19 protein-coding genes are annotated in these 18,237 nt (G+C 69.2%); 14 read left to right on the top strand and 5 right to left on the bottom strand.

Translation table 11 applies throughout. The annotated features are described in order from the left end of the window. Window positions 1–141 precede the first annotated feature (141 nt). The 4 genes from ACGLHS_RS20520 to ACGLHS_RS20505 all read left to right on the top strand — a co-directional run bounded on the left by ACGLHS_RS20520 (window position 142) and on the right by ACGLHS_RS20505 (window position 3,115). Window positions 142–657 carry a hypothetical protein gene (locus ACGLHS_RS20520; RefSeq protein WP_394482724.1) on the top strand — a complete coding sequence of 172 codons (516 nt, stop codon included), beginning with the start codon at window positions 142–144 and terminating at the stop codon, window positions 655–657. Next, window positions 654–1,451: a DUF2145 domain-containing protein gene (locus ACGLHS_RS20515; RefSeq protein WP_394482722.1), complete on the top strand. Its 798-nt coding sequence runs from the start codon at window positions 654–656 to the stop codon at window positions 1,449–1,451. Before ACGLHS_RS20520 ends, ACGLHS_RS20515 begins: the two co-directional genes overlap by 4 nt. A 19-nt stretch (window positions 1,452–1,470) precedes the next feature. After that, a complete protein-coding gene (locus ACGLHS_RS20510; protein WP_394482720.1) occupies window positions 1,471–2,535 on the top strand; it encodes a serine endopeptidase in 1,065 nt (354 codons plus the stop codon). 193 nt (window positions 2,536–2,728) lie between these two features. After that, window positions 2,729–3,115 carry a DUF3597 domain-containing protein gene (locus ACGLHS_RS20505; RefSeq protein ID WP_093242810.1) on the top strand — a complete coding sequence of 129 codons (387 nt, stop codon included), beginning with the start codon at window positions 2,729–2,731 and terminating at the stop codon, window positions 3,113–3,115. 93 nt (window positions 3,116–3,208) lie between these two features. On the opposite strand, the gene ACGLHS_RS20500 is transcribed toward ACGLHS_RS20505, so the two are convergent. After that, window positions 3,209–3,991: an SDR family NAD(P)-dependent oxidoreductase gene (locus tag ACGLHS_RS20500; protein WP_394482717.1), complete on the bottom strand. Its 783-nt coding sequence runs from the start codon at window positions 3,989–3,991 to the stop codon at window positions 3,209–3,211. A 136-nt stretch (window positions 3,992–4,127) separates the two neighbouring features. On the opposite strand from ACGLHS_RS20500, the gene ACGLHS_RS20495 reads away from it, so the two are divergent. After that, the gene (locus ACGLHS_RS20495; RefSeq protein WP_394482715.1) at window positions 4,128–4,505 is read left to right on the top strand and encodes a hypothetical protein; all 378 of its coding nucleotides are present in this window, start codon (window positions 4,128–4,130) and stop codon (window positions 4,503–4,505) included. Here ACGLHS_RS20495 and tgt read toward each other — a convergent pair. Beyond that, a complete protein-coding gene (tgt, locus tag ACGLHS_RS20490) occupies window positions 4,502–5,674 on the bottom strand; it encodes a tRNA guanosine(34) transglycosylase Tgt (protein ID WP_394482713.1) in 1,173 nt (390 codons plus the stop codon). The genes ACGLHS_RS20495 and tgt overlap by 4 nt on opposite strands. Before the next feature lie 5 nt (window positions 5,675–5,679). Next, window positions 5,680–6,723 carry a tRNA preQ1(34) S-adenosylmethionine ribosyltransferase-isomerase QueA gene (queA, locus tag ACGLHS_RS20485; protein ID WP_394482711.1) on the bottom strand — a complete coding sequence of 348 codons (1,044 nt, stop codon included), beginning with the start codon at window positions 6,721–6,723 and terminating at the stop codon, window positions 5,680–5,682. Window positions 6,724–6,870: 147 nt separating this feature from the next. Here queA and ACGLHS_RS20480 point away from each other — a divergent pair, with 147 nt between their 5' ends. The 3 genes from ACGLHS_RS20480 to recG are packed head-to-tail and all read left to right on the top strand — an operon-like array spanning window position 6,871 to window position 11,188. Continuing rightward, window positions 6,871–7,545 carry a DUF4166 domain-containing protein gene (locus ACGLHS_RS20480; protein WP_394482709.1) on the top strand — a complete coding sequence of 225 codons (675 nt, stop codon included), beginning with the start codon at window positions 6,871–6,873 and terminating at the stop codon, window positions 7,543–7,545. After that, window positions 7,542–9,035 carry a TIGR01777 family oxidoreductase gene (locus ACGLHS_RS20475; protein WP_394482707.1) on the top strand — a complete coding sequence of 498 codons (1,494 nt, stop codon included), beginning with the start codon at window positions 7,542–7,544 and terminating at the stop codon, window positions 9,033–9,035. The genes ACGLHS_RS20480 and ACGLHS_RS20475 overlap by 4 nt, the downstream gene beginning before the upstream one ends. Before the next feature lie 11 nt (window positions 9,036–9,046). Continuing rightward, complete coding sequence (gene recG, locus ACGLHS_RS20470) at window positions 9,047–11,188, top strand: ATP-dependent DNA helicase RecG (protein WP_394482705.1); 2,142 nt, start codon at window positions 9,047–9,049, stop codon at window positions 11,186–11,188. A 9-nt stretch (window positions 11,189–11,197) separates the two neighbouring features. Here recG and ACGLHS_RS20465 read toward each other — a convergent pair whose 3' ends face one another. After that, window positions 11,198–11,830 carry a LysE family translocator gene (locus ACGLHS_RS20465; protein ID WP_394482703.1) on the bottom strand — a complete coding sequence of 211 codons (633 nt, stop codon included), beginning with the start codon at window positions 11,828–11,830 and terminating at the stop codon, window positions 11,198–11,200. Window positions 11,831–11,894: 64 nt separating this feature from the next. Between ACGLHS_RS20465 and ACGLHS_RS20460 the strand changes: the two genes are divergently transcribed. Next, window positions 11,895–12,377 (top strand): GNAT family N-acetyltransferase, encoded by a 483-nt coding sequence (locus tag ACGLHS_RS20460; RefSeq protein WP_394482701.1) that lies wholly within the window; start codon window positions 11,895–11,897, stop codon window positions 12,375–12,377. Window positions 12,378–12,386: 9 nt separating this feature from the next. Here the strand turns inward: ACGLHS_RS20460 and ACGLHS_RS20455 are convergent, their stop codons facing one another. Beyond that, the gene (locus ACGLHS_RS20455) at window positions 12,387–13,091 is read right to left on the bottom strand and encodes a GntR family transcriptional regulator (RefSeq protein WP_256327369.1); all 705 of its coding nucleotides are present in this window, start codon (window positions 13,089–13,091) and stop codon (window positions 12,387–12,389) included. A 350-nt stretch (window positions 13,092–13,441) separates the two neighbouring features. On the opposite strand from ACGLHS_RS20455, the gene ACGLHS_RS20450 reads away from it, so the two are divergent. From ACGLHS_RS20450 to pxpB, 5 genes are read left to right on the top strand one after another with little or no spacing between them, the layout of a single operon-like run. Further along, the gene (locus tag ACGLHS_RS20450; RefSeq protein WP_093242831.1) at window positions 13,442–14,179 is read left to right on the top strand and encodes a DUF969 domain-containing protein; all 738 of its coding nucleotides are present in this window, start codon (window positions 13,442–13,444) and stop codon (window positions 14,177–14,179) included. Between the two features lie 2 nt (window positions 14,180–14,181). After that, window positions 14,182–15,138: a DUF979 domain-containing protein gene (locus tag ACGLHS_RS20445; RefSeq protein WP_093242833.1), complete on the top strand. Its 957-nt coding sequence runs from the start codon at window positions 14,182–14,184 to the stop codon at window positions 15,136–15,138. Beyond that, window positions 15,138–15,821 carry a pyroglutamyl-peptidase I gene (pcp, locus tag ACGLHS_RS20440; RefSeq protein ID WP_394482697.1) on the top strand — a complete coding sequence of 228 codons (684 nt, stop codon included), beginning with the start codon at window positions 15,138–15,140 and terminating at the stop codon, window positions 15,819–15,821. The genes ACGLHS_RS20445 and pcp overlap by 1 nt, the downstream gene beginning before the upstream one ends. Window positions 15,822–15,855: 34 nt before the next feature. Further along, window positions 15,856–16,635, top strand: coding sequence for a LamB/YcsF family protein (locus ACGLHS_RS20435; RefSeq protein ID WP_394482694.1), 780 nt, complete (start codon window positions 15,856–15,858; stop codon window positions 16,633–16,635). A gap of 2 nt (window positions 16,636–16,637) precedes the next feature. Then, window positions 16,638–18,236: a 5-oxoprolinase subunit PxpB gene (gene pxpB / locus ACGLHS_RS20430; RefSeq protein ID WP_394483524.1), complete on the top strand. Its 1,599-nt coding sequence runs from the start codon at window positions 16,638–16,640 to the stop codon at window positions 18,234–18,236. Window position 18,237: the final 1 nt, after the last annotated feature.

Below are 18,237 nucleotides of genomic sequence, written 5' to 3'. Positions count from 1 at the left end.
TCTTCCCGGTGCGGCTCGCACCGAGAAGTATCGAATGCAGATACCCGTGGCGCCACAAGTCAGGACTGGTTGAAGCATTCGAGCCTCGCGGTGCGGAAGCGAACCATCATTCGCCCACCTTCACTGCGCCGCGAGGCCTTCATGCAAACCTTCTCCTCCTCGACCGTTTCCATTCACCGCGATGCGCGGTCCTGGAAATTCCGCAAGTCGATGGCCGCAGCCGTGCTGGCCGCCTGCACCGTCTTCGCGGGCGCCACGCTGCCCCTGCAGGCGCGGGCACAGAGCGACGCCTCCGCCGCGCTGTCGCTGATGCCCGTGGCCTCGGTGCTGGTCGGCGCCTCGGCGGTCGGGGCTTCGGCCAACGCCGTGGTCGAGGTGCCTGCGGCGCTGTCGGTGGGTGGCTCGACGCTCACGGTGATGGCGGTCGAGGCCTCGGCCGATGGCACGGTGTACGTGCTCGAACGCGCCTCCGACGGCGCCCGCGCCAGCATCAAGGTGGCCGGCCGCGCCGCCGATGGCGTGTCGAAGGCCGTGGGCACCAGCGTGCTGGTCAGCGTGATCGGCACCGGTGTCGTGCTGTCGGCCGCCGGCGAGGTGCTGGCCTTCGTGCCCAACGCCGTTGGCCGCACGCTGCTTCACAACGAGAGGCTGTCGTGAAACTCGCCGCCGTCGTTCCCGCGCTGTTGGCGCTCGCGCTGGCCTTGCCGCTGCAGGCCCACGCCGGCCGTTCGTGCGAGCAGGTCAAGCCGACGCCCGCGCTGATCGTCAAGGGCATGGAACTGGCCGAGCGCACCTCGCAGGCGCTCGACGCCAGCGGCGCCCGCGTGGTGATCCTTGCGCGTGCCGGGCAGGACCTGAGCAAGTACGGCCTGCGCTATTCGCACCTGGGCATCGCCTACAAGACCGACGAAGGCCCGTGGCGCGTGGTGCACAAGCTCAATGAATGCGGCACGGCGGTGGCCTCGGTCTACCGGCAGGGGCTCGGCGAGTTCTTCCTCGACGACCTGTGGCGCTACGAGGCCGCCTGGGTCGTGCCCACGCCGCAGGTGCAGGCACAGCTGATGGCCGCGCTCGGCGAGTCGCCCGCGCGCATCACGCGCATGAACGTCGCGCCCTACAGCCTCGTGAGCTACGCCTGGGGCCAGAAGTACCAGCAGTCGAACCAGTGGGCCGTCGAGACCCTGGCCGCGGCCATGGAGCCCGCCACCATCGGCAACCGCGCGCAGGCGCAGGCCTGGATGCAGTTCAAGGGCTACGAGCCGACCACGCTCAAGCTCGGCCCGCTGACCCGCCTGGGCGGGCGCGTGACTTCGGCCAACATCGCCTTCGACGACCATCCGAACGACAAGCGCTTTTCGGACCGCATCGAGACGGTGACGGTCGATTCGGTGTTCGCATGGCTGCCGCGCGCGGGGCTGGGCGCGGCACCGGTACAGCTCAGGCTGCAATGAAAAACAAGGAAGAAATGAAATGAGCAAATCCCTGCGCCTTTCCGAAAAATGGTTCCGCCGCGGCCTCTGGCTCGTGGCGCTGGTGTTCGCGAGCTTTCTCATCGGGCTGGGCAGCACGGTCGTGAACGACCTGCCGCAGGTCGAACGCATGCGCCAGCTCGAGGACTTCATCGACAAGCCCGCGGCCGCGCCGCTGCGCGACACGATCAAGGCCTCGGAGGCGGCCGAGCTGCAGGCTTCGCGCGACCTCGACCAGATCCAGCTGCAGCTCAATGCCGCGCAACAGGCCAGCGCCAATGCGCGCGAGACCTTCGGCAACTGGATCGCCACCCGCCGCGCCACCGCGCAGCCCGACCAGGACACGGAGCTGGTCGCGCGCACCAAGGCGCTCGATGCGTTCAAGCAGAAGGAAGACGAGGTGCAGCGCCAGGTCAACGCGCAGCGCCAGATCGTGCTGGACGCGCGTCAGGCGGAGCAGCGTGCGCGCGAAGCCATGTCGGTGCTGGAGCGCGACGCGCAGGTCAAGCTCGATGCCGAATACCGCCGCGTGGAGCTGCGCGTGTTCCTCTATCGCCTTGCGCTCACGCTGCCGTTGCTGGTGGTGGCGGGCTGGCTGTTCGCGAAGAAGCGCAAGAGCACCTACTGGCCCTTCGTGTGGGGCTTCATCTTCTTCGCGCTGTTCGCCTTCTTCGTCGAGCTGGTGCCCTACCTGCCGAGCTACGGCGGCTATGTGCGCTACGTGGTGGGCATCGTGCTCACGGTGCTGGTGGGGCGCTATGCCATCGTCGCGCTCAATGCCTACCTGGCGCGCCAGAAGCTGGCCGAGCAGCAGCCCGACCAGGTGCGCCGCGAGGAGCTGAGCTACGACGTCGCGCTGGCGCGGCTCGGCAAGAGCGTGTGCCCCGGCTGCGAGCGGCCGGTGGACCTGAAGAACGACGAGATCGACTTCTGCCCGCACTGCGGCATCGGCCTGTTCGACCACTGCGGCCAGTGCGAGACACGCAAGAGCGCCTTCTCGAAGTTCTGCCATGCCTGCGGCACCTCGGCGCATGCGGGGTCCGGTGACGCCACGGCGCCGGCCTGAGGGGGCGCCGAGGCACCGCATCTCTCGCATCTCTCTAGTGCAAGCGGGGTATTTCGCACGCTGTGTGGCCATCTTTGGTGAAGCTGTCGCCGCAAAGTGTTAGAACCTTGGCCTGCGCTGCATTTCGCACGCAGCCGGCGTTCACTTTCATGCGGCGCCCGGCCCCCACCACACACGACGAGGACCTCCTTCCATGAGCTTTTTCGGCAAGATTTTTTCCAAGATTTTTCCGTCGGCCAACGCCGCTGAAGTCGTCGCCGCACCGCCGGCGGCTGTACCGGACGCATCAGGCGCACCGGCCGTTGCGGCACCGCCGCCCTCGATCCCGCTGGGCGACGTGCCTGCCATCCTGGACGCGATGCCTGGTGCTGCCGACCTGAACTGGCGCACCTCGATCGTCGACCTGCTCAAGTTGCTGGGCCTGGACAGCAGCCTTGCCGCGCGCAAGGAACTGGCCGGCGAAATTCTCTTCAGCGACGGCGAGCCGGGTTCGGCCGAATGGAACATCGGCCTGCACAAGCAGGTGATGAGCCGCATCGCCGCCAATGGCGGCACGCTGCCAGCCGAACTGCGCGACTGATCCGGTCTCCGGACCGCGCCCACAAAAAAGCCCGGCCATGCCGGGCTTTTTTGCTTTCTGCCTCGAAGAAGAGGAGAAAGGAAGGCGAAGGCTTCAGGTCCAGCCCGCGTCCACCACGTAGTCCTGCGCGGTGCACATGCGCGAATCGTCGGCGGCGAGGAACAGCGCCATCGCCGCGATGTCCTCGGCCATCACCCGGCCCGGCAGGCACTGGGCCGCATCGATCTCGGCGCCCGATTCGGGCTTCACCCACAGCTTGATCTGCCGCTCCGTCATCACCCAGCCCGGCACCACCGAATTGACGCGGATATTCTGCTTGCCCAGGTCGCGCGCCAGCGAACGCGTGAGGCCGCGCGCCGCCGCCTTGCAGGCCTGGTAGACCGGGTAGCCCCGGCCCTTGATCATCCAGCTGATCGAGCCGAAGTTGATGATCGAGCCGCCGCCCAGCGCGCGCATGTCGTCGGCCACGGCCTGCGCCGCAAAGAACTGGTGCTTGAAGTTGACGGCCACGAGGCGGTCGAAATCTTCACTCGTGACGTCGGCCATCTCGTGGCGACGGTCGTTGGCCGCGTTGTTCAGCAGCACGCCGATGGGCCCGAAGCGCGCGCGCACCGCGGCGATGGCGGCGGCCAGTGCCTGCGTGTCGGTCACGTCGCAGGCTAGGAACAGCGCCGGATGCTCGCCCTGCAACTGGGCCGCGAGCGCCGTGCCGGCGGCGGTGTCGAGATCGCAGAAGCCGACCTTCGCGCCCTGCGCGTGGAAGGCCCGCACCAGCGCCTCGCCGATGCCGCTGGCCCCACCGGAAATGAAGACGGTGCGGCCCGCCAGGGAAGGGTAGCGGGCGGTGTAGGCCGTGGAGGGAGAAGCGTTGGTCATGAGGATGAAGACAACAGCGACAAAGGCAGTCGGCGAGCGTACCGGATATCCGCTTCCGGCGTGAATGGGCCCGCCGACCGGCGTATGGCTTCCGGCCTGTGGGCAGGCGGGCCCGGCAGGGCTACGCTACGTCGTCATGGACCCCTTCCGCCGCCGCGCCACCTTCGGCCTCTTGTTTCTCCCCGCCGCCTTCGTGGCGCGGCGGGTGCGTGCGCAGGCATCGGCGCCGGTGCTGCTCTTCAAGGCGGTTTCGCCGCGCGACGACATCGTCGTGGGCATCGAATCGGCCCAGCTCGGCGCGGGCACGACGCCGCCCGTGCAGCGCCTGGCCGCGATGCTGGCCGACAAGGGGCAGCTCACGCTCTGGCAGTACGCGTCGCAGCACGACGCGGGCGGGGCGCTGGTACAGGCGCCGCTCAAGCAGGTCGTGATCTTCAAGAACGAGCTGTTGCGCCTCGAACCCTATGCGACCCCGCTGCCGGTCAAGCCGCCGGGCGCCGCCGCAAAACCCTAGACGCCGCGCGCGCGCTCGGCCTTGAAGCGTGCGCGGAATTCCGTGAACGTGCCCGCATCGAGCGACTCGCGGATCTCGCGCATCAGGTTCAGGTAGTAGTGCAGGTTGTGGATGGTGCACAGCATCGGCCCGAGCATTTCGCCGCAACGGTCCAGGTGATGCAGGTAGGCGCGGCTGAAGCCTTCGCGCCCGCCGTCGTTCCAGCTCACGCCCGAGGTGCCCGCGCAGGCGTGGCAGGTGCAGCTCGGGTCCACCGGCTGCGGGTCGGTCTTGTGGCGCGCGTTGCGCATCTTCAGGTCGCCGAAGCGCGTGAACATCGTGCCGTTGCGCGCATTGCGCGTGGGCATCACGCAGTCGAACATGTCCACCCCGTCGGCCACGCCCTGCACCAGGTCTTCGGGCGTGCCCACGCCCATCAGGTAGCGCGGCTTGTTCGCGGGCAGCCGGTGCGGCGTGTGGCCCATGATGTGCAGCATCTCTTCTTTCGGCTCGCCCACGCTCACGCCACCGATGGCGTAGCCGGGGAAGTCCATGTCGACCAGCGCGGCGAGCGACTCTTCGCGCAGGTTCTCGAACATGCCGCCCTGCACGATGCCGAACAGCGCGTTCGGGTTTTCGAGCCGCGCGAATTCCGTCTGGCAGCGCTTGGCCCAGCGCAGGCTCAGCTCCATCGAGCTGCGTGCCTCGGCCTCGGTCGTGATGTGGCCGTTGGTGTCGTAGGGCGTGCACTCGTCGAACTGCATGACGATGTCGCTGTTGAGCACCGTCTGGATCTGCATCGACACCTCGGGCGTGAGGAACAGCTTGTCGCCGTTGACGGGCGACGCGAACTTCACGCCCTCTTCGCTGATCTTGCGCATCGCGCCCAGCGACCACACCTGGAAGCCGCCCGAGTCGGTGAGGATGGGCTTGTCCCACTTCTCGAACTGGTGCAGCCCGCCGAAGCTGGCCATCACGTCGAGGCCGGGGCGCATCCACAGGTGGAAGGTGTTGCCCAGGATGATCTGCGCGCCCATCTCTTCGAGGCTGCGAGGCATCACGCCCTTGACGGTGCCGTAGGTGCCCACGGGCATGAAGATCGGCGTCTGCACCTTGCCGTGGTTGAGCGTGAGCGTGCCGCGTCGCGCGTGGCTGTCGGGGTCGGTCTTGAGGAGGTCGAAGTTCAGCATGTCGTTCAGTCCTTGGTCCGTGCGAGCAGCATGGCGTCGCCGTAGCTGAAGAAGCGGTATTGATGGGCGATGGCGTGGGCATACAGCGCCATCACGCGCTCGTAGCCCGCGAAGGCCGAGACCAGCATCATCAGCGTGCTCTTGGGCAAATGGAAGTTGGTCACCAGCAGGTCGATGTGCTCGAACGCAAAGCCCGGCGTGATGAAGATGCGCGTGTCGCCCGTGGCCTCGCCGCTCTTGGCCCACGATTCGAGCGTGCGCACCGTGGTCGTGCCCACCGCGACCACGCGGCCGCCGCGCGCCTTGCACTCGGCAATCGCGCGCTGCGTGGCCTCGGGCACTTCGTAACGCTCGGCGTGCATCGTGTGCTCGGCGATGTTTTCGGTCTTCACCGGCTGGAAGGTGCCCGCGCCCACGTGCAGCGTGACGCTGGCGCGCTGCACGCCGCGCGCTTCGAGTTCGGCCAGCAGGCCTTCGTCGAAATGAAGTGCGGCGGTCGGTGCGGCCACCGCGCCGGGCACGCGCGCGAACACGGTCTGGTAGCGGCTCTCGTCGTCGGCCGAGTCGGTGTGCGTGATGTAGGGCGGCAGCGGCACGTGGCCGCAGCGGGACATCAGCGCATACGGGTCTTCGCCGGCGTCGCTCTCGAAGCCGAAGCGGAACAGCGCGCCGTCTTCCTCGGGCCAGCGGCCCAGCAGCGTGGCGCGAAAGCCGCCGACCATCTGCAGCGTGGTGCCCACCGGCGGCTTCTTGCTCACCTTCATGTGCGCCACCACCTCCTGGCCCTGCAGCACGCGCTCGACCAGCAGCTCGAGCTTGCCGCCGGTCGGCTTCTCGCCGAACAGGCGCGCCTTGACCACGCGCGTGTCGTTGAAGACCAGCAGGTCGCCCGCGCGCAGCAGCGAGGGCAAGTTCTTGAAGATGCGGTCGACCGGGGCGTCGCCTGTGCCGTCGAGCAGACGGGAGGATGTGCGTTCGGTGGCCGGGTGTTGCGCCACCAGTTCGGGTGGCAGGGCGAAATCGAAATCGGAAAGCGTGAAGGCGCGCATGGTGCTTGAGGGCCGGACGGGCCCGTGCCAAGGAGGCGTGGGGAAAGGGACAGAGAAAACCGGAAGCGGGCGGGATTGTCCCATGGCCGGAAAACAGGGCATCGACACGGGGGTATCGCGGCCGTGTTGCCAAGGCAGAATCGACGGATGCCTGATTCACATGCCGCGCGCATCGCACCCCAGCCCGGCCCCTCCGAAGGCGAGCTCTTCAAGAAGATCCTGGGGAGCAAGTGGCAGGGCCTGCACCCCGACATCCGCCGGCGCTTCGACAAGAACCCGCTGCCGGGCAAGGCGCTGCACTACCTCGGCGCGCTCAGCGAGTTGCGCTGCTCGCGCTTCGGCAAGCTGCTGGGGCACCTGACGCAGCCGATGATCCAGGGCGCGCTCATTCCCTACAGCGACGCCAACTTCCCGGTGGAGATCCAGGTCTATGCCAAGCCGCAGGACCCGGCCATCTACAAGCAGCGCATCTACCGCCTGCATGGCCGCAAGCCGATCCAGTTCACCAGCTTCATGCGCGAGAGCGAGCGCGGCGAGGTGCTGGAGTACGTCGGCATGGGCCTGGGCATGAAGCTGGTGCTGAGCGTGGAACCCAGCGGCAGCCTGCACTTTCAGAGCGACGGCTACTTCTGGGACGTGCTGGGCTGGCGCATTCCGCTGCCTGGCCTGTTCACGCCCGGCAAGACCTTCCTGTGGCACCACAACGAGACGCCGGAGCGCTTCAACATCCGCATCGAGATCCGGCACTGGCTGATGGGCACCACCTTCACCCAGGTCGGCGTGTTCGAGGAAGTCGCCGAGCCGAAGGCGGTGGCCGCATGACGATCGACACCCACCTGCTGGCGCTGCAGCTCATGGCCGCGCAGGGGCTGATGGGCGCGTTCGACACGCTCTATCACCACGAAGGCACCGAGGCGCTGGCGCAGCGCAACACCGCGCGGCGCGAGCTGTCCATCCATGCGGTGCGCTCGTCGATCTACTGCGCCATGTTCATCGGGCTGTCGTCGTGGGCCTGGCACGGCGCGTGGGCCTGGGTGCTGCTCGCGGTGTTCGGCGTCGAGATCGTGCTCACGCTGTGGGACTTCGTGGTGGAAGACGGCAGCCGCCTGCTGCCGCCCACCGAGCGCGTCACGCACACGGTGCTGGCCATCAATGCCGGCGCGTTCATCGCGCTGCTCGCCATGAACGCGGTGGACTGGGCCGCGCAGCCGACGGCGCTGGTGTGGCAGCCGCAAGGCTGGCTCGGTGCCTTCCTTGCGCTGTGCGGCGTGGGCGTGGGCATCTCGGGGTTGCGCGACGGGCTGGCGGCGCGTGCGCTGTTCCGCCGCACCGCGCAGGAAGAACAGCGCGCGGTCGATGCGCCGTTGCGCTTCGGCGGCAAGCCGCAGCGCGTGCTGGTGACGGGCGGCACCGGCTTCATCGGCCAGCTCCTGGTGCGCCATCTTGTGGCCGACGGCCATGCGGTCACGGTGTGGACGCGCGATGCGCGCTCGGCCGCCTGGGGCTTCGGTGGCGCGGTGCGCTGCGTGCAGGCGCTCGAACAGATCCCGGCGACGGACGATGTCGATGTGGTCATCAACCTGGCCGGCGCGCGCATCCTCGGCCAGCGCTGGAGCGAGCGGCGCCAGCGCCAGTTGATGCAAAGCCGCGCGGGCCTGACGAACACGCTGGTCGCATGGATCGCCACGCGGCCGCGCAAGCCATGGCTGCTGCTCTCGGGCTCGGCCATCGGCTACTACGGCGTGCAGCCGCAGGGCGACACCGCCGAGCTGGCGGAAGACGCGCCGCCGCAGGACATCTTCATGTCGACGCTGTGCCAGGGCTGGGAACAGGCGGCCCATGGCGCCGTGGCGCACGGTGTGCACGTGGCCTGCATGCGCTTCGGCTTCGTGCTGGGCCACCAGGGTTCGCTGCCGCAACTGCTGCTGCCCGTGGCGCTCGGCATGGGCGGTCGCCTGGGCAGCGGGCGGCAGTGGTTGTCGTGGGTGCACGTGCATGACGTGATTCGCGCGATGGCGCATGTGTGGACGCTGACCGAACAGGCCGGCGACGGTGCGGCCGCGCAGGTCTTCAACTTCACCGCGCCCGGTGCGCTCACGCAGGAAGAATTCACCCGCGTCGCCGCCAGCGTGATGCACCGCCCCTGCTGGATGCCGACGCCCGCCGCGCCGGTCAAGCTGCTGCTGGGCGAGCAGGCCGACCTGCTGCTCGAAGGGCAGCGCGCGGTGCCCGCGCGCCTGCTGCAGACCGGGTTCCGCTTCGCGTTCCCCGATGCGCGCAGCGCCTTGACGGACCTTTGCCGCCCGCGCTAGAAACCCTGCCAGTGCCGCCCAAGAAAGCCCCGTCCCCACCCGCAGCTGGCGCAGCCCCTGCAACGCCAGCTGCAGCGCTGCCGCCGCAACCACCCGGCACCGGCCTGAGCCTGGTGCAGCGCGCATTGCGCAAGCTCGGGCTGGTGCGCGACATCGACTTCGCGCTCTACCTGCCGATGCGCTACGAGGACGAGACGCGCATCGTGCGGCTGGCCGACACGCGCGACGGCGACATGGCGCAGGTCGAGGGTGTGGTCACCGAATGCGAGGTGGTGTACCGCCCGCGCCGCCAGCTCATCGCGACCATCGACGACGGCAGCGACACCTGCCAGCTGCGCTTCTTCAATTTCTATCCCTCGCAGCAAAAGCAGCTCGCGGTCGGCGCGCGGGTGCGCGTGCGCGGCGAGATGCGCGGCGGCTTCGTGGGGCGGCAGATCATGCATCCCACGGTGAAGGCGGCGGGCACTGCGCTGCCCAACGCGCTCACGCCGGTCTACTCGACCGTCGCGGGCCTGGCGCAACCGGTGCTGCGGCGCGAGGTGCGCTCGGGCCTTGCGCGCGCCGTGCTCGACGAAACGATCCCCGTGCAGATCGGCCTGCGCGGCGCGTGGGACCTGCGCGCCTCGCTCACCTTCCTGCACTACCCCACGCCCGACGTGGCGATGGCCACGCTCGAAGACCACAGCCATCCGGCGTGGCAGCGCATCAAGGCCGAAGAGCTGCTGGCGCAACAGCTCTCGCAGCTGCAAGCCCGGCTGGAACGCGCGGCGCAGCGCGCGCCCGTGTTGCCTGCGTCCGCCGAGCCGGTGGCGAGTTCGCTGCATGCGCAGTTGCTCGCGGTGCTGCCCTTCGGCTTGACTGGCGCGCAGCAACGCGTGGGCGAAGAGATCACGCGCGACCTCGGCCGCGAAATCCCGATGCACCGGCTGCTGCAGGGCGACGTGGGCTCGGGCAAGACCGTGGTGGCCGCGCTGGCGGCAGCACGCGCCATCGACGCGGGCTTTCAGTGCGCGCTGATGGCGCCGACCGAAATTCTCGCGGCCCAGCATTTCGGCAAGCTGGTCGGCTGGCTCGATCCGCTGCTGGCCGCGCGTGGCCTGCGCGTGGCGTGGCTCACGGGCAGCCAGAAGAAGAAGGAGCGCGATGCGATGTCGGCCGCCGTCGAAAGCGGCGAGGCCGCGCTGGTCATCGGCACGCACGCGGTCATCTCCGAGAAGGTGCGCTTCAAGAACCTCGCGCTGGCGATCATCGACGAGCAGCATCGCTTCGGCGTCGCGCAGCGCCTGGCGCTTCGAGGCAAGGCCGGCGGTCATCTCGAACCACACCTGCTGATGATGAGCGCCACGCCCATCCCGCGCACGCTGGCGATGAGCTACTACGCCGACCTCGACGTGTCCACGCTCGACGAGCTGCCGCCGGGCCGCACGCCCATCGTCACCAAGCTGGTGGCCGACCATCGGCGCGACGAGGTGATCGACCGCATCCAGGCGCAGATCTCGCAGGGCCGGCAGGTCTACTGGGTCTGCCCGCTGATCGAGGAAAGCGAGGCGGTCGACCTGCGCAATGCCACCGAGACGCGCGACGAACTGGCCGACACGCTGGGCGATGCCGTGCATGTCGGCCTGCTGCATTCGCGCATGCCCACGGCCGAGAAGCAGGCGGTGATGGCGGCCTTTACCGCGAATGAAATCCAGGTGCTGGTGAGCACCACGGTGATCGAAGTGGGCGTCGACGTGCCCAACGCCTCGCTGATGGTGATCGAGCACGCCGAGCGCTTCGGCCTCTCGCAGTTGCACCAGCTGCGCGGGCGTGTCGGCCGTGGCGCGGCGGCCTCGGCCTGCGTGCTGCTCTATGCGCCGGGCGACAGCGGGCGCGTGGGCGAGGCGGCACGCGCGCGCCTCAAGGCGATGGCCGAGACCGGCGACGGCTTCGAGATCGCGCGGCGCGACCTGGAGATTCGCGGGCCCGGCGAGTTTCTCGGTGCCCGCCAGTCGGGGGCGCCGCTGCTGCGCTTTGCCGACCTGACGACCGACACGCTGCTGCTCGACTGGGCGCGCGAACTGGCACCCGTGATGCTCAAGAAGCACCCCGACCTGGCCCAGCGCCACATCGACCGCTGGCTCGGCACCAAGGCCGAGTACCTCAAGGCCTGAGGGCAGTCGTCAGCCGGCCGGGCGGCGCGTGAACGCCAGGATCAGCCCGAAGCCGACCATCATGCTGCCGCTGACGCGGTTGAACCAGCGCATCGCGCGGCTGCCGTTGGCCATGCGGCGCATGCGCGCGCCGAGCAGCGCATAGAGCGCGATCGCGACCAGCTCGAACACCAGGAAGGTCAGGCCCAGCAGCATGTAGCTCGATGCGTACGCGCCGGGCACCACGAACTGCGGAAAGAAGGCGGTGAACACCAGGATGGCCTTCGGGTTGCCCGCCGCCACGGTGAACTCCTGGCGCGCCAGTGCGCGCAGCGAGGGCGGCGCGGACGCATCGCGCGCCTGCACCTCGGCCGTGGGGGCTGGGGCGCGCAGCAGGCGGATGCCGATCCACACGAGGTACGCGGCGCCGATGTACTTGATGATGTCGAAGGCCATCTCCGACGCCACCAGCACCGCGCCCATGCCCAGGCCCGCGATGGCGATCATGATCGAGAAGGCCAGCAGGCGCCCGCCGGCCGCGAGCACGGCAGGCGACACGCCATGCTTCGCGCCGTTGGTCACCGACAGCAGGTTGTTGGGGCCGAACGCCATGTTGATGGCGAAGCAGGCGGGCAGGAAGAGCAGGTAGGCAGACAGGGTCATGGCACGTATCCGTCGGCGTGGCGTGGCAGGGTCGGTCATTATTTCAGTTCACCCGAGGCACGCAATGACAACGAACCCACCCCTGAACATCCGCACCGCCGTGCAGGCGGACCTGCCTGCCATCGCAGCCATGCTGGCCGACGACGTGCTCGGCGCGTCGCGCGAGCGCCCTGGCGATCTCTCGGTCTACGAAAGCGCCTGGCGGCAGATGCAGGCGCAGGCCGGCAACGAGGTGCTGGTCGCGGTGGTGGGGGCGCAGGTCGTGGGCTGCCTGCAGCTCATCGTCATTCCGGGGCTGGCGCGGCAGGGCGCGCTGCGGGCGCAGATCGAGGGCGTGCGGGTGGCGTCCACCCATCGCGGGCAGGACATCGGCGAGCGCATGTTCGTCCACGCCATCGAACGTGCCCGCGCGGCGGGCTGCCACCTCGTGCAGCTCACCACCGACAAGCGCCGCACCGACGCGCACCGCTTCTACGAGCGCCTGGGCTTCGAGGCCACGCACGAAGGCATGAAGCTGGAACTGGGCGCCGCGGCCGGGGCCCGCTAGCGCGCACAGTCAGCCGTCGATGCCGCCTTCGGGCATCTGGCGGGCGTAGACCGCGAGCACGATCCGCTCGGAGTGGATCAGGTAGTCGTTCAGCGCCACCGAGCCTTCGGCGAACTTGCCGGCCTCGATGAGCTCGAGCAGCTTGGTGTTCATGTCCACGTAGGGCGCGTGCAGGAACTCCGGGTCTTTCAGCAGGCCGAAGGCCAGCCGCAGCTCGACCAGGATGTGCGCGAACAGGGTGTTCAGCCGTTCGCTGTCGGCCAGTTCCACGATGGCCATGTGGAACTCCATGTTGGCCGTGCCCACGCCCAGCCAGTCGCCGGCTTCGCGGCACCGGTGCGCCATTTCGACCGCGTCGCGCATGTGCTTCTTGGCGGGGTGGCGCGGGTAGGCCTGCGCCAGCGCCTGGCATTCGATGAGGCGCCGCACGCGGTAGATGTCGATGATCGACGCGATGCTCGGCACCGCCACGAACACGCCGCGGTTGGGCGCGTGCTTGAGCAACCCTTCCTTGGTGAGCGTGCGGAACACCTCGCGCAGGGTGTTGCGCGAAATCTCCAGGCTGTCGGCCAGCGCGGCCTCCGACAGCCGCTGCCCCGGCGAGAACTCGCCCTTGACGATCTTCTGGCGGATGAGCTCGGCCACCCGGTCGTTGAGTGTCAGCGCGCCGGCGGCCGGCGCGGCAGGGGAAGTGGGAGAGACCAGTCGGTTCATGCCGGGAGGGGGTGGAAAGGGAGCGTGGATGCCGCGCGCTCACCGGCCATGCCGACTGGGCGACACCGTCCCACAGGGCGCGGCGAGCCTGCTTTCTAACAGATTTCCGCGGCGCCAAGCCGCGCGGGGCGGGGCGCCGGCATGTGCACCAAAGGATGCTTTTTTCAGGGTTTCCATGGGGGCGTCCGGGCACCGTTGTTGGGCACACTACCGCAAATTGTTCAACAACTTGTTTGAAATGAGTGATTCATTGGAATTGAATTGCTCATTCATTGGCACGGGGTTTGCATCAATAGCTTCGCCGGCGCACCCCGCGCAGGGTGGTTTCCGAATCCAAACGAAAGACCAACATGACTCCTGACATCCCTCTGTGGCCGCTGATCGGCGTGGCCGTGATCATTGCGGGGTTCATCCTGCGCTTCAATCCGATGCTGGTGGTGATCGTCACGGCCATCGTGACGGCCGTGGCCGCCGGCTTCGGCCCGATGGCGGTGCTGACGGCCATCGGCACGGGCTTCATCAAGACGCGAAACCTGCCGCTGATCATTCTTCTGCCACTGGCGGTGATCGGGCTGCTCGAGCGGCACGGCCTGCGCCAGCACGCGCAGAACTGGATCAGCCGCATCAAGTCGGCCACCGCCGGCCGCCTGCTGATCGTCTACCTCGCCGCGCGCGAACTCACCGCGGCCATGGGCCTGACCAGCCTGGGCGGCCATCCGCAGATGGTGCGTCCGCTGCTCGCGCCGATGGCCGAAGGCGCCACCGAGACCCGCTACGGCAAGCTGCCCGACCGCATCCGCCACAAGCTGCGCGCCTACGCGGCGGCCACCGACAACGTGGGCCTGTTCTTCGGCGAAGACATCTTCGTGGCCTTCGGTGCCATCGTGCTGATGACCACTTTCCTGCACGAGGCCGGCATCGACGTCGAGCCGCTGCACATCGCGATGTGGGGCATTCCGACCGCCATCGCCGCCTTCGTCATCCACTCGTGGCGCCTGCGCCGTCTGGACCAGGCGCTGGCCCGCGAGCTGGGCGGTGACGCCGCCACCGCACCCTCGGCCGCCGTGCCCGCCAACGAAGGACGCTGATCATGATCCTGTCGATCCAGCACCTGTACATCCTGGTCGGCCTCATCCTCGCCATCACGGCGATCATGACGCTGACCGACACCAAGCACCCCAAGCGCTACACGAGCGCGCTGTTCTGGGGCCTCTATTCGCTGGTCTTCCTGATCGGCGACAAGCTGCCGCCCGCGTGGGTCGGCGTCGGCGCCATCGCCATGGCCGTCATCGCCGGCATGCGCGGCGTGGGCGCGGGCAAGCACCGCGAACCCACGCCCGAGCAATACCAGGCCAGCGCCACGCGGCTGGGCAACAAGCTCTTCATGCCGGCGCTGGCGATTCCGCTGGTCACGGTCATCGGCACCGTGCTGATGAGCAAGGTCAAGATCGGCGACGCCTTCCTGCTCGACCCCAAGAACACCACGCTGGTGAGCCTGGGCGTGGGCTGCGTGGTGGCGCTGGCGCTGGCCTGCTGGCTGACGCGCGAAACCCCGGTGCAGGGCATGCGCGAATCGCGCCGCCTGACCGACGCGCTCGGCTGGGCCGTGGTGCTGCCGCAGATGCTGGGCATGCTGGGCCTGGTGTTCTCCGACGCCGGCGTGGGCAAGGCGGTGGCGTACATCACCACCAGCTACATCAACATGGACATCCGCTTCGTGGCGGTGGTGGTCTACGTGCTGGGCATGGCGCTGTTCACCATCATCATGGGCAACGGCTTCGCGGCCTTCCCGGTGATGACGGGCGGCGTCGGCGTGCCGGTGCTGGTGGGCGTGTACCACGGCGACCCGGCCGTGATGGCGGCCATCGGCATGTTCTCGGGCTACTGCGGCACGCTCATGACGCCGATGGCGGCCAACTTCAACATCGTGCCGGCGGCGCTGCTGGAGCTGCCCGACAAGAACGCGGTGATCAAGGTGCAGATACCGACCGCGGCCGCGCTGCTGGTGGTCAACATCTTCCTGCTGTACTTCCTGATGTTCCGCTGATGGACCTGCGCAAGACGACAGACGGTTCGGCCCCGCGCGTGCTGGTCGCGGGCTTCGAGCCCTTCGAGAACGATCCCGTCAACCCCGCCTGGGAAATCGCGCGCGCGCTCGACGGCTGGACCTGCGAAGGCGCCACCGTGCAGGCGCTGCAGTTGCCCTGCGTGTTCGGCCGTGCCATCGACACGCTCGACGCCGCGTTGACAGGCCCGCCTCCGCAGCTGGTGCTGTGCCTCGGCGCGGCGGGCGGGCGCACTGAAATTTCGATGGAGCGCGCCGCGCTGAACATCGATGACGCGCGCATCCCCGACAACGTCGGACAGCAGCCCATCGATCTTCCCGTGTTCAAAGACGGCCCGGCGGCCTACTTCACGACGCTGCCGATCAAGGCCATGGTGCGCGACATGCGCGCGGCGGGCCTGCCCGCGGCCGTGTCGAACAGTGCCGGCACTTTCGTGTGCAACCACATCTTCTACGCGCTGATGCATCGGCTCGCGACGCGTCCGGCGCTGGCGCACGCGCGCGGCGGCTTTATCCACGTGCCCTACCTGCCTGAGCAGGCGGCGTCCAAGCCGGGCGTGGCCAGCATGGCGCTGTCCACGCAGGTGGACGCGATGCGCGTGGCGATCCGCACCGCGCTCACGGTGCGCAATGACGTGCGCGAGACCGCAGGCCGCCTGCATTGACCCCAAGGCGTGCATCGCACGCCGGAGACCAACGATGAACATCGACTTGAACAGCGACCTCGGCGAAAGCCTGGGGGTCTGGCGCATGGGCGACGACGCCGCCATGCTGGGTATCGTGAGCAGCGCCAACGTGGCCTGCGGCTTCCATGCGGGCGACCCCGCGGGCATCCTGCGCACGCTGCGCCAGGCGAAGGAGCGCGGCGTCGCGGTCGGCGCCCACGTGGCCTACCGCGACCTGGTGGGCTTCGGGCGCCGCAACATGGACGTGGACAGCGCCGACCTGCGCGCCGACGTGATCTACCAGATCGGCGCGCTGAAGGGCCTGGCCGCGGCGGCCGACACCACCGTGCGCTATGTGAAGCCGCACGGCGCGCTCTACAACACCATCGCCCACGACGAGCGCCAGGCGTGCGACGTCATCGCGGCCATCCGCGAGGTCGACCCCGGTCTGTGCCTCGTGGCGCTGGCGGGTTCACCGCTGCTGGGCTGGGCCGAGGCGCAGGGCCTGCGCGCGGTGGCCGAGGCCTTTGCCGACCGCGCCTACACGCCGCAAGGCACGCTGGTGTCGCGCCGCGAACCCGGCGCCGTGCTGCACGACGCGCAGGACGTGGCCGAGCGCATGCTGCGGCTGGCCAGCGATGGCGTGGTCACCGCCATCGACGGCAGCATGGTGCGCATCCAGGCCGACTCGGTCTGTGTGCACGGCGACAGCCCGGGCGCGGTCGAGATGGCGCGCCGCGTGCGCGAGCGGCTCGAGGCGGCCGGCGTGACGATCCGGCCCTTCGTCGCATCCACGGAAGCGGCCGCCGCATGACGATGCGCTTCCTGCCGGTCAACCTGAATGCGGTGCTGGTCGAGCTCGACGACCTGGCCCAGACGCTCGCGCTGCTGGCGTCGCTGCGCGCCGAGCCCATCGCAGGCGTCGAAGAACTGGTGCCCGCTGCGCGCACGATCCTCGTCAGCTTTCGGCCCGCCGCGATTTCGGCAGCGGCGCTCGCACGCGAGATCGGGCAGCGCAGCCTGGATGCCCGCGAGACGCGTGTCGACAAGCGCATCGAGATTCCCGTGCGCTACACCGGCGAGGACCTGGCCGAAGTGGCCGGCCTGCTGGGCATCACGCCCGACGAAGTGGTGCGCCGTCACACGGGCAGCGACTACACCGTCGCCTTCACCGGCTTTGCGCCCGGCTTCGCCTACCTCGCCGGCGGTCACCCCAGCCTGAACGTGCCACGGCGCGCGGTGCCGCGCACCCGCATTCCCGCGGGCGCGGTGGGTCTCGCGGGCAGCTTCAGCGGCGTGTACCCGCAGGCCAGCCCGGGCGGCTGGCAGATCATCGGCGTGACCGAGGCGCCGATGTGGGACCTGGCGCGTGAAACACCGGCGTTGCTGCAGCCTGGCGACACGGTGCGCTTCGTGGATGTCACGGCATCGCAGGTGTCGTTGCCTGTGGTTCAGCAAGCCGCGGTGGCGCCCGTGCCTGCTGTCGCTGAAGGTGGCTGTGCCTTCGAAGTGCGCGCCACCGGACTGCAGGCGCTGTGGCAGGACCGTGGCCGCCACGGGCAGGCGAAGCAGGGCGTGTCCGCCTCCGGTGCGATGGACCAGCAGGCGCTGCAGGCGGCGAATCGGCTGGTCGGCAATGCGTCCGACACGGCCTGCGTCGAGATCGCCTACGGCGGCTTTCAGTTCGCCTGCCGTGGCGAGGCCGTGATCGCCATCACCGGCGCCGACGGGCCGCTCTCGCTGACCCGCGCCGATGGCGCGCAGTGGCCGTTGCCGCGCCACCAGCCCGTCGCGCTGGCCGATGGCGACGTCGTGACGCTGGGCGAGCCCAGCGCCGGCATCCGCAGCTACCTGGCGGTGCGGGGTGGCTTCGCCATCGCACCCGTGCTCGGCAGCTGCGCCACCGACACGCTGGCCCGCATCGGCCCGCCCGCGTTGGCCACGGGCGATGTGCTGCCGGTGCGCGCGGTCGCATCCGGCGCCGTCGTCGGCGCGCCCGAGGTGGCGCCAGCCGATCTGCCCACCGTGCACGAAGAGGTCCTGCTCGACATCGTGCTCGGCCCGCGCACCGACTGGTTCACGGCCGATGCGGTCGAGCGCCTGTGCGGCCAGCCGTGGGTGGTCACGCCGCAGTCGAATCGCGTCGGCATCCGGCTGGCGGGCGAGCAGGCGCTGGTGCGCGCGAATGCGTCCGAGCTGCCCAGCGAGGGCACGGCCCGGGGCTCGATCCAGGTGCCGCCGAGCGGCCAGCCCGTGCTGTTCCTGGCCGATCACCCGCTGACCGGCGGCTACCCCGTGATCGCCTCCGTCGCCACCCACCACCTGGACCGGGCGGGGCAGATCCCCGTGAACGCGCGCGTCCGCTTCCAACCCATTGCGGGCCAGGGCTGCGGCCTCGACCCCGTCGAACCTTGAG

The organism is Variovorax sp. VaC1, assembly GCF_043658315.1.
Taxonomy (GTDB): Bacteria; Pseudomonadota; Gammaproteobacteria; order Burkholderiales; family Burkholderiaceae_C; genus Variovorax.
Note: the sequence above shows the minus strand (reverse complement) of the source record. Positions and strands in the feature narration are given on the sequence as shown.

Excerpts from the sequence above, each read along its gene's own strand:
- ACGLHS_RS20520 (WP_394482724.1), top strand. The coding sequence starts at position 142 with ATGCAAACCTTCTCCTCCTCGACCGTTTCCATTCACCGCGATGCGCGG.
- ACGLHS_RS20510 (WP_394482720.1), top strand. The coding sequence starts at position 1,471 with ATGAGCAAATCCCTGCGCCTTTCCGAAAAATGGTTCCGCCGCGGCCTC.
- ACGLHS_RS20505 (WP_093242810.1), top strand. The coding sequence starts at position 2,729 with ATGAGCTTTTTCGGCAAGATTTTTTCCAAGATTTTTCCGTCGGCCAAC.
- ACGLHS_RS20500 (WP_394482717.1), bottom strand. The coding sequence starts at position 3,991 with ATGACCAACGCTTCTCCCTCCACGGCCTACACCGCCCGCTACCCTTCC.
- ACGLHS_RS20495 (WP_394482715.1), top strand. The coding sequence starts at position 4,128 with ATGGACCCCTTCCGCCGCCGCGCCACCTTCGGCCTCTTGTTTCTCCCC.
- tgt (WP_394482713.1), bottom strand. The coding sequence starts at position 5,674 with ATGCTGAACTTCGACCTCCTCAAGACCGACCCCGACAGCCACGCGCGA.
- queA (WP_394482711.1), bottom strand. The coding sequence starts at position 6,723 with ATGCGCGCCTTCACGCTTTCCGATTTCGATTTCGCCCTGCCACCCGAA.
- ACGLHS_RS20480 (WP_394482709.1), top strand. The coding sequence starts at position 6,871 with ATGCCTGATTCACATGCCGCGCGCATCGCACCCCAGCCCGGCCCCTCC.
- ACGLHS_RS20475 (WP_394482707.1), top strand. The coding sequence starts at position 7,542 with ATGACGATCGACACCCACCTGCTGGCGCTGCAGCTCATGGCCGCGCAG.
- ACGLHS_RS20465 (WP_394482703.1), bottom strand. The coding sequence starts at position 11,830 with ATGACCCTGTCTGCCTACCTGCTCTTCCTGCCCGCCTGCTTCGCCATC.
- ACGLHS_RS20460 (WP_394482701.1), top strand. The coding sequence starts at position 11,895 with ATGACAACGAACCCACCCCTGAACATCCGCACCGCCGTGCAGGCGGAC.
- ACGLHS_RS20455 (WP_256327369.1), bottom strand. The coding sequence starts at position 13,091 with ATGAACCGACTGGTCTCTCCCACTTCCCCTGCCGCGCCGGCCGCCGGC.
- ACGLHS_RS20450 (WP_093242831.1), top strand. The coding sequence starts at position 13,442 with ATGACTCCTGACATCCCTCTGTGGCCGCTGATCGGCGTGGCCGTGATC.
- ACGLHS_RS20445 (WP_093242833.1), top strand. The coding sequence starts at position 14,182 with ATGATCCTGTCGATCCAGCACCTGTACATCCTGGTCGGCCTCATCCTC.
- pcp (WP_394482697.1), top strand. The coding sequence starts at position 15,138 with ATGGACCTGCGCAAGACGACAGACGGTTCGGCCCCGCGCGTGCTGGTC.
- ACGLHS_RS20435 (WP_394482694.1), top strand. The coding sequence starts at position 15,856 with ATGAACATCGACTTGAACAGCGACCTCGGCGAAAGCCTGGGGGTCTGG.
- pxpB (WP_394483524.1), top strand. The coding sequence starts at position 16,638 with ATGCGCTTCCTGCCGGTCAACCTGAATGCGGTGCTGGTCGAGCTCGAC.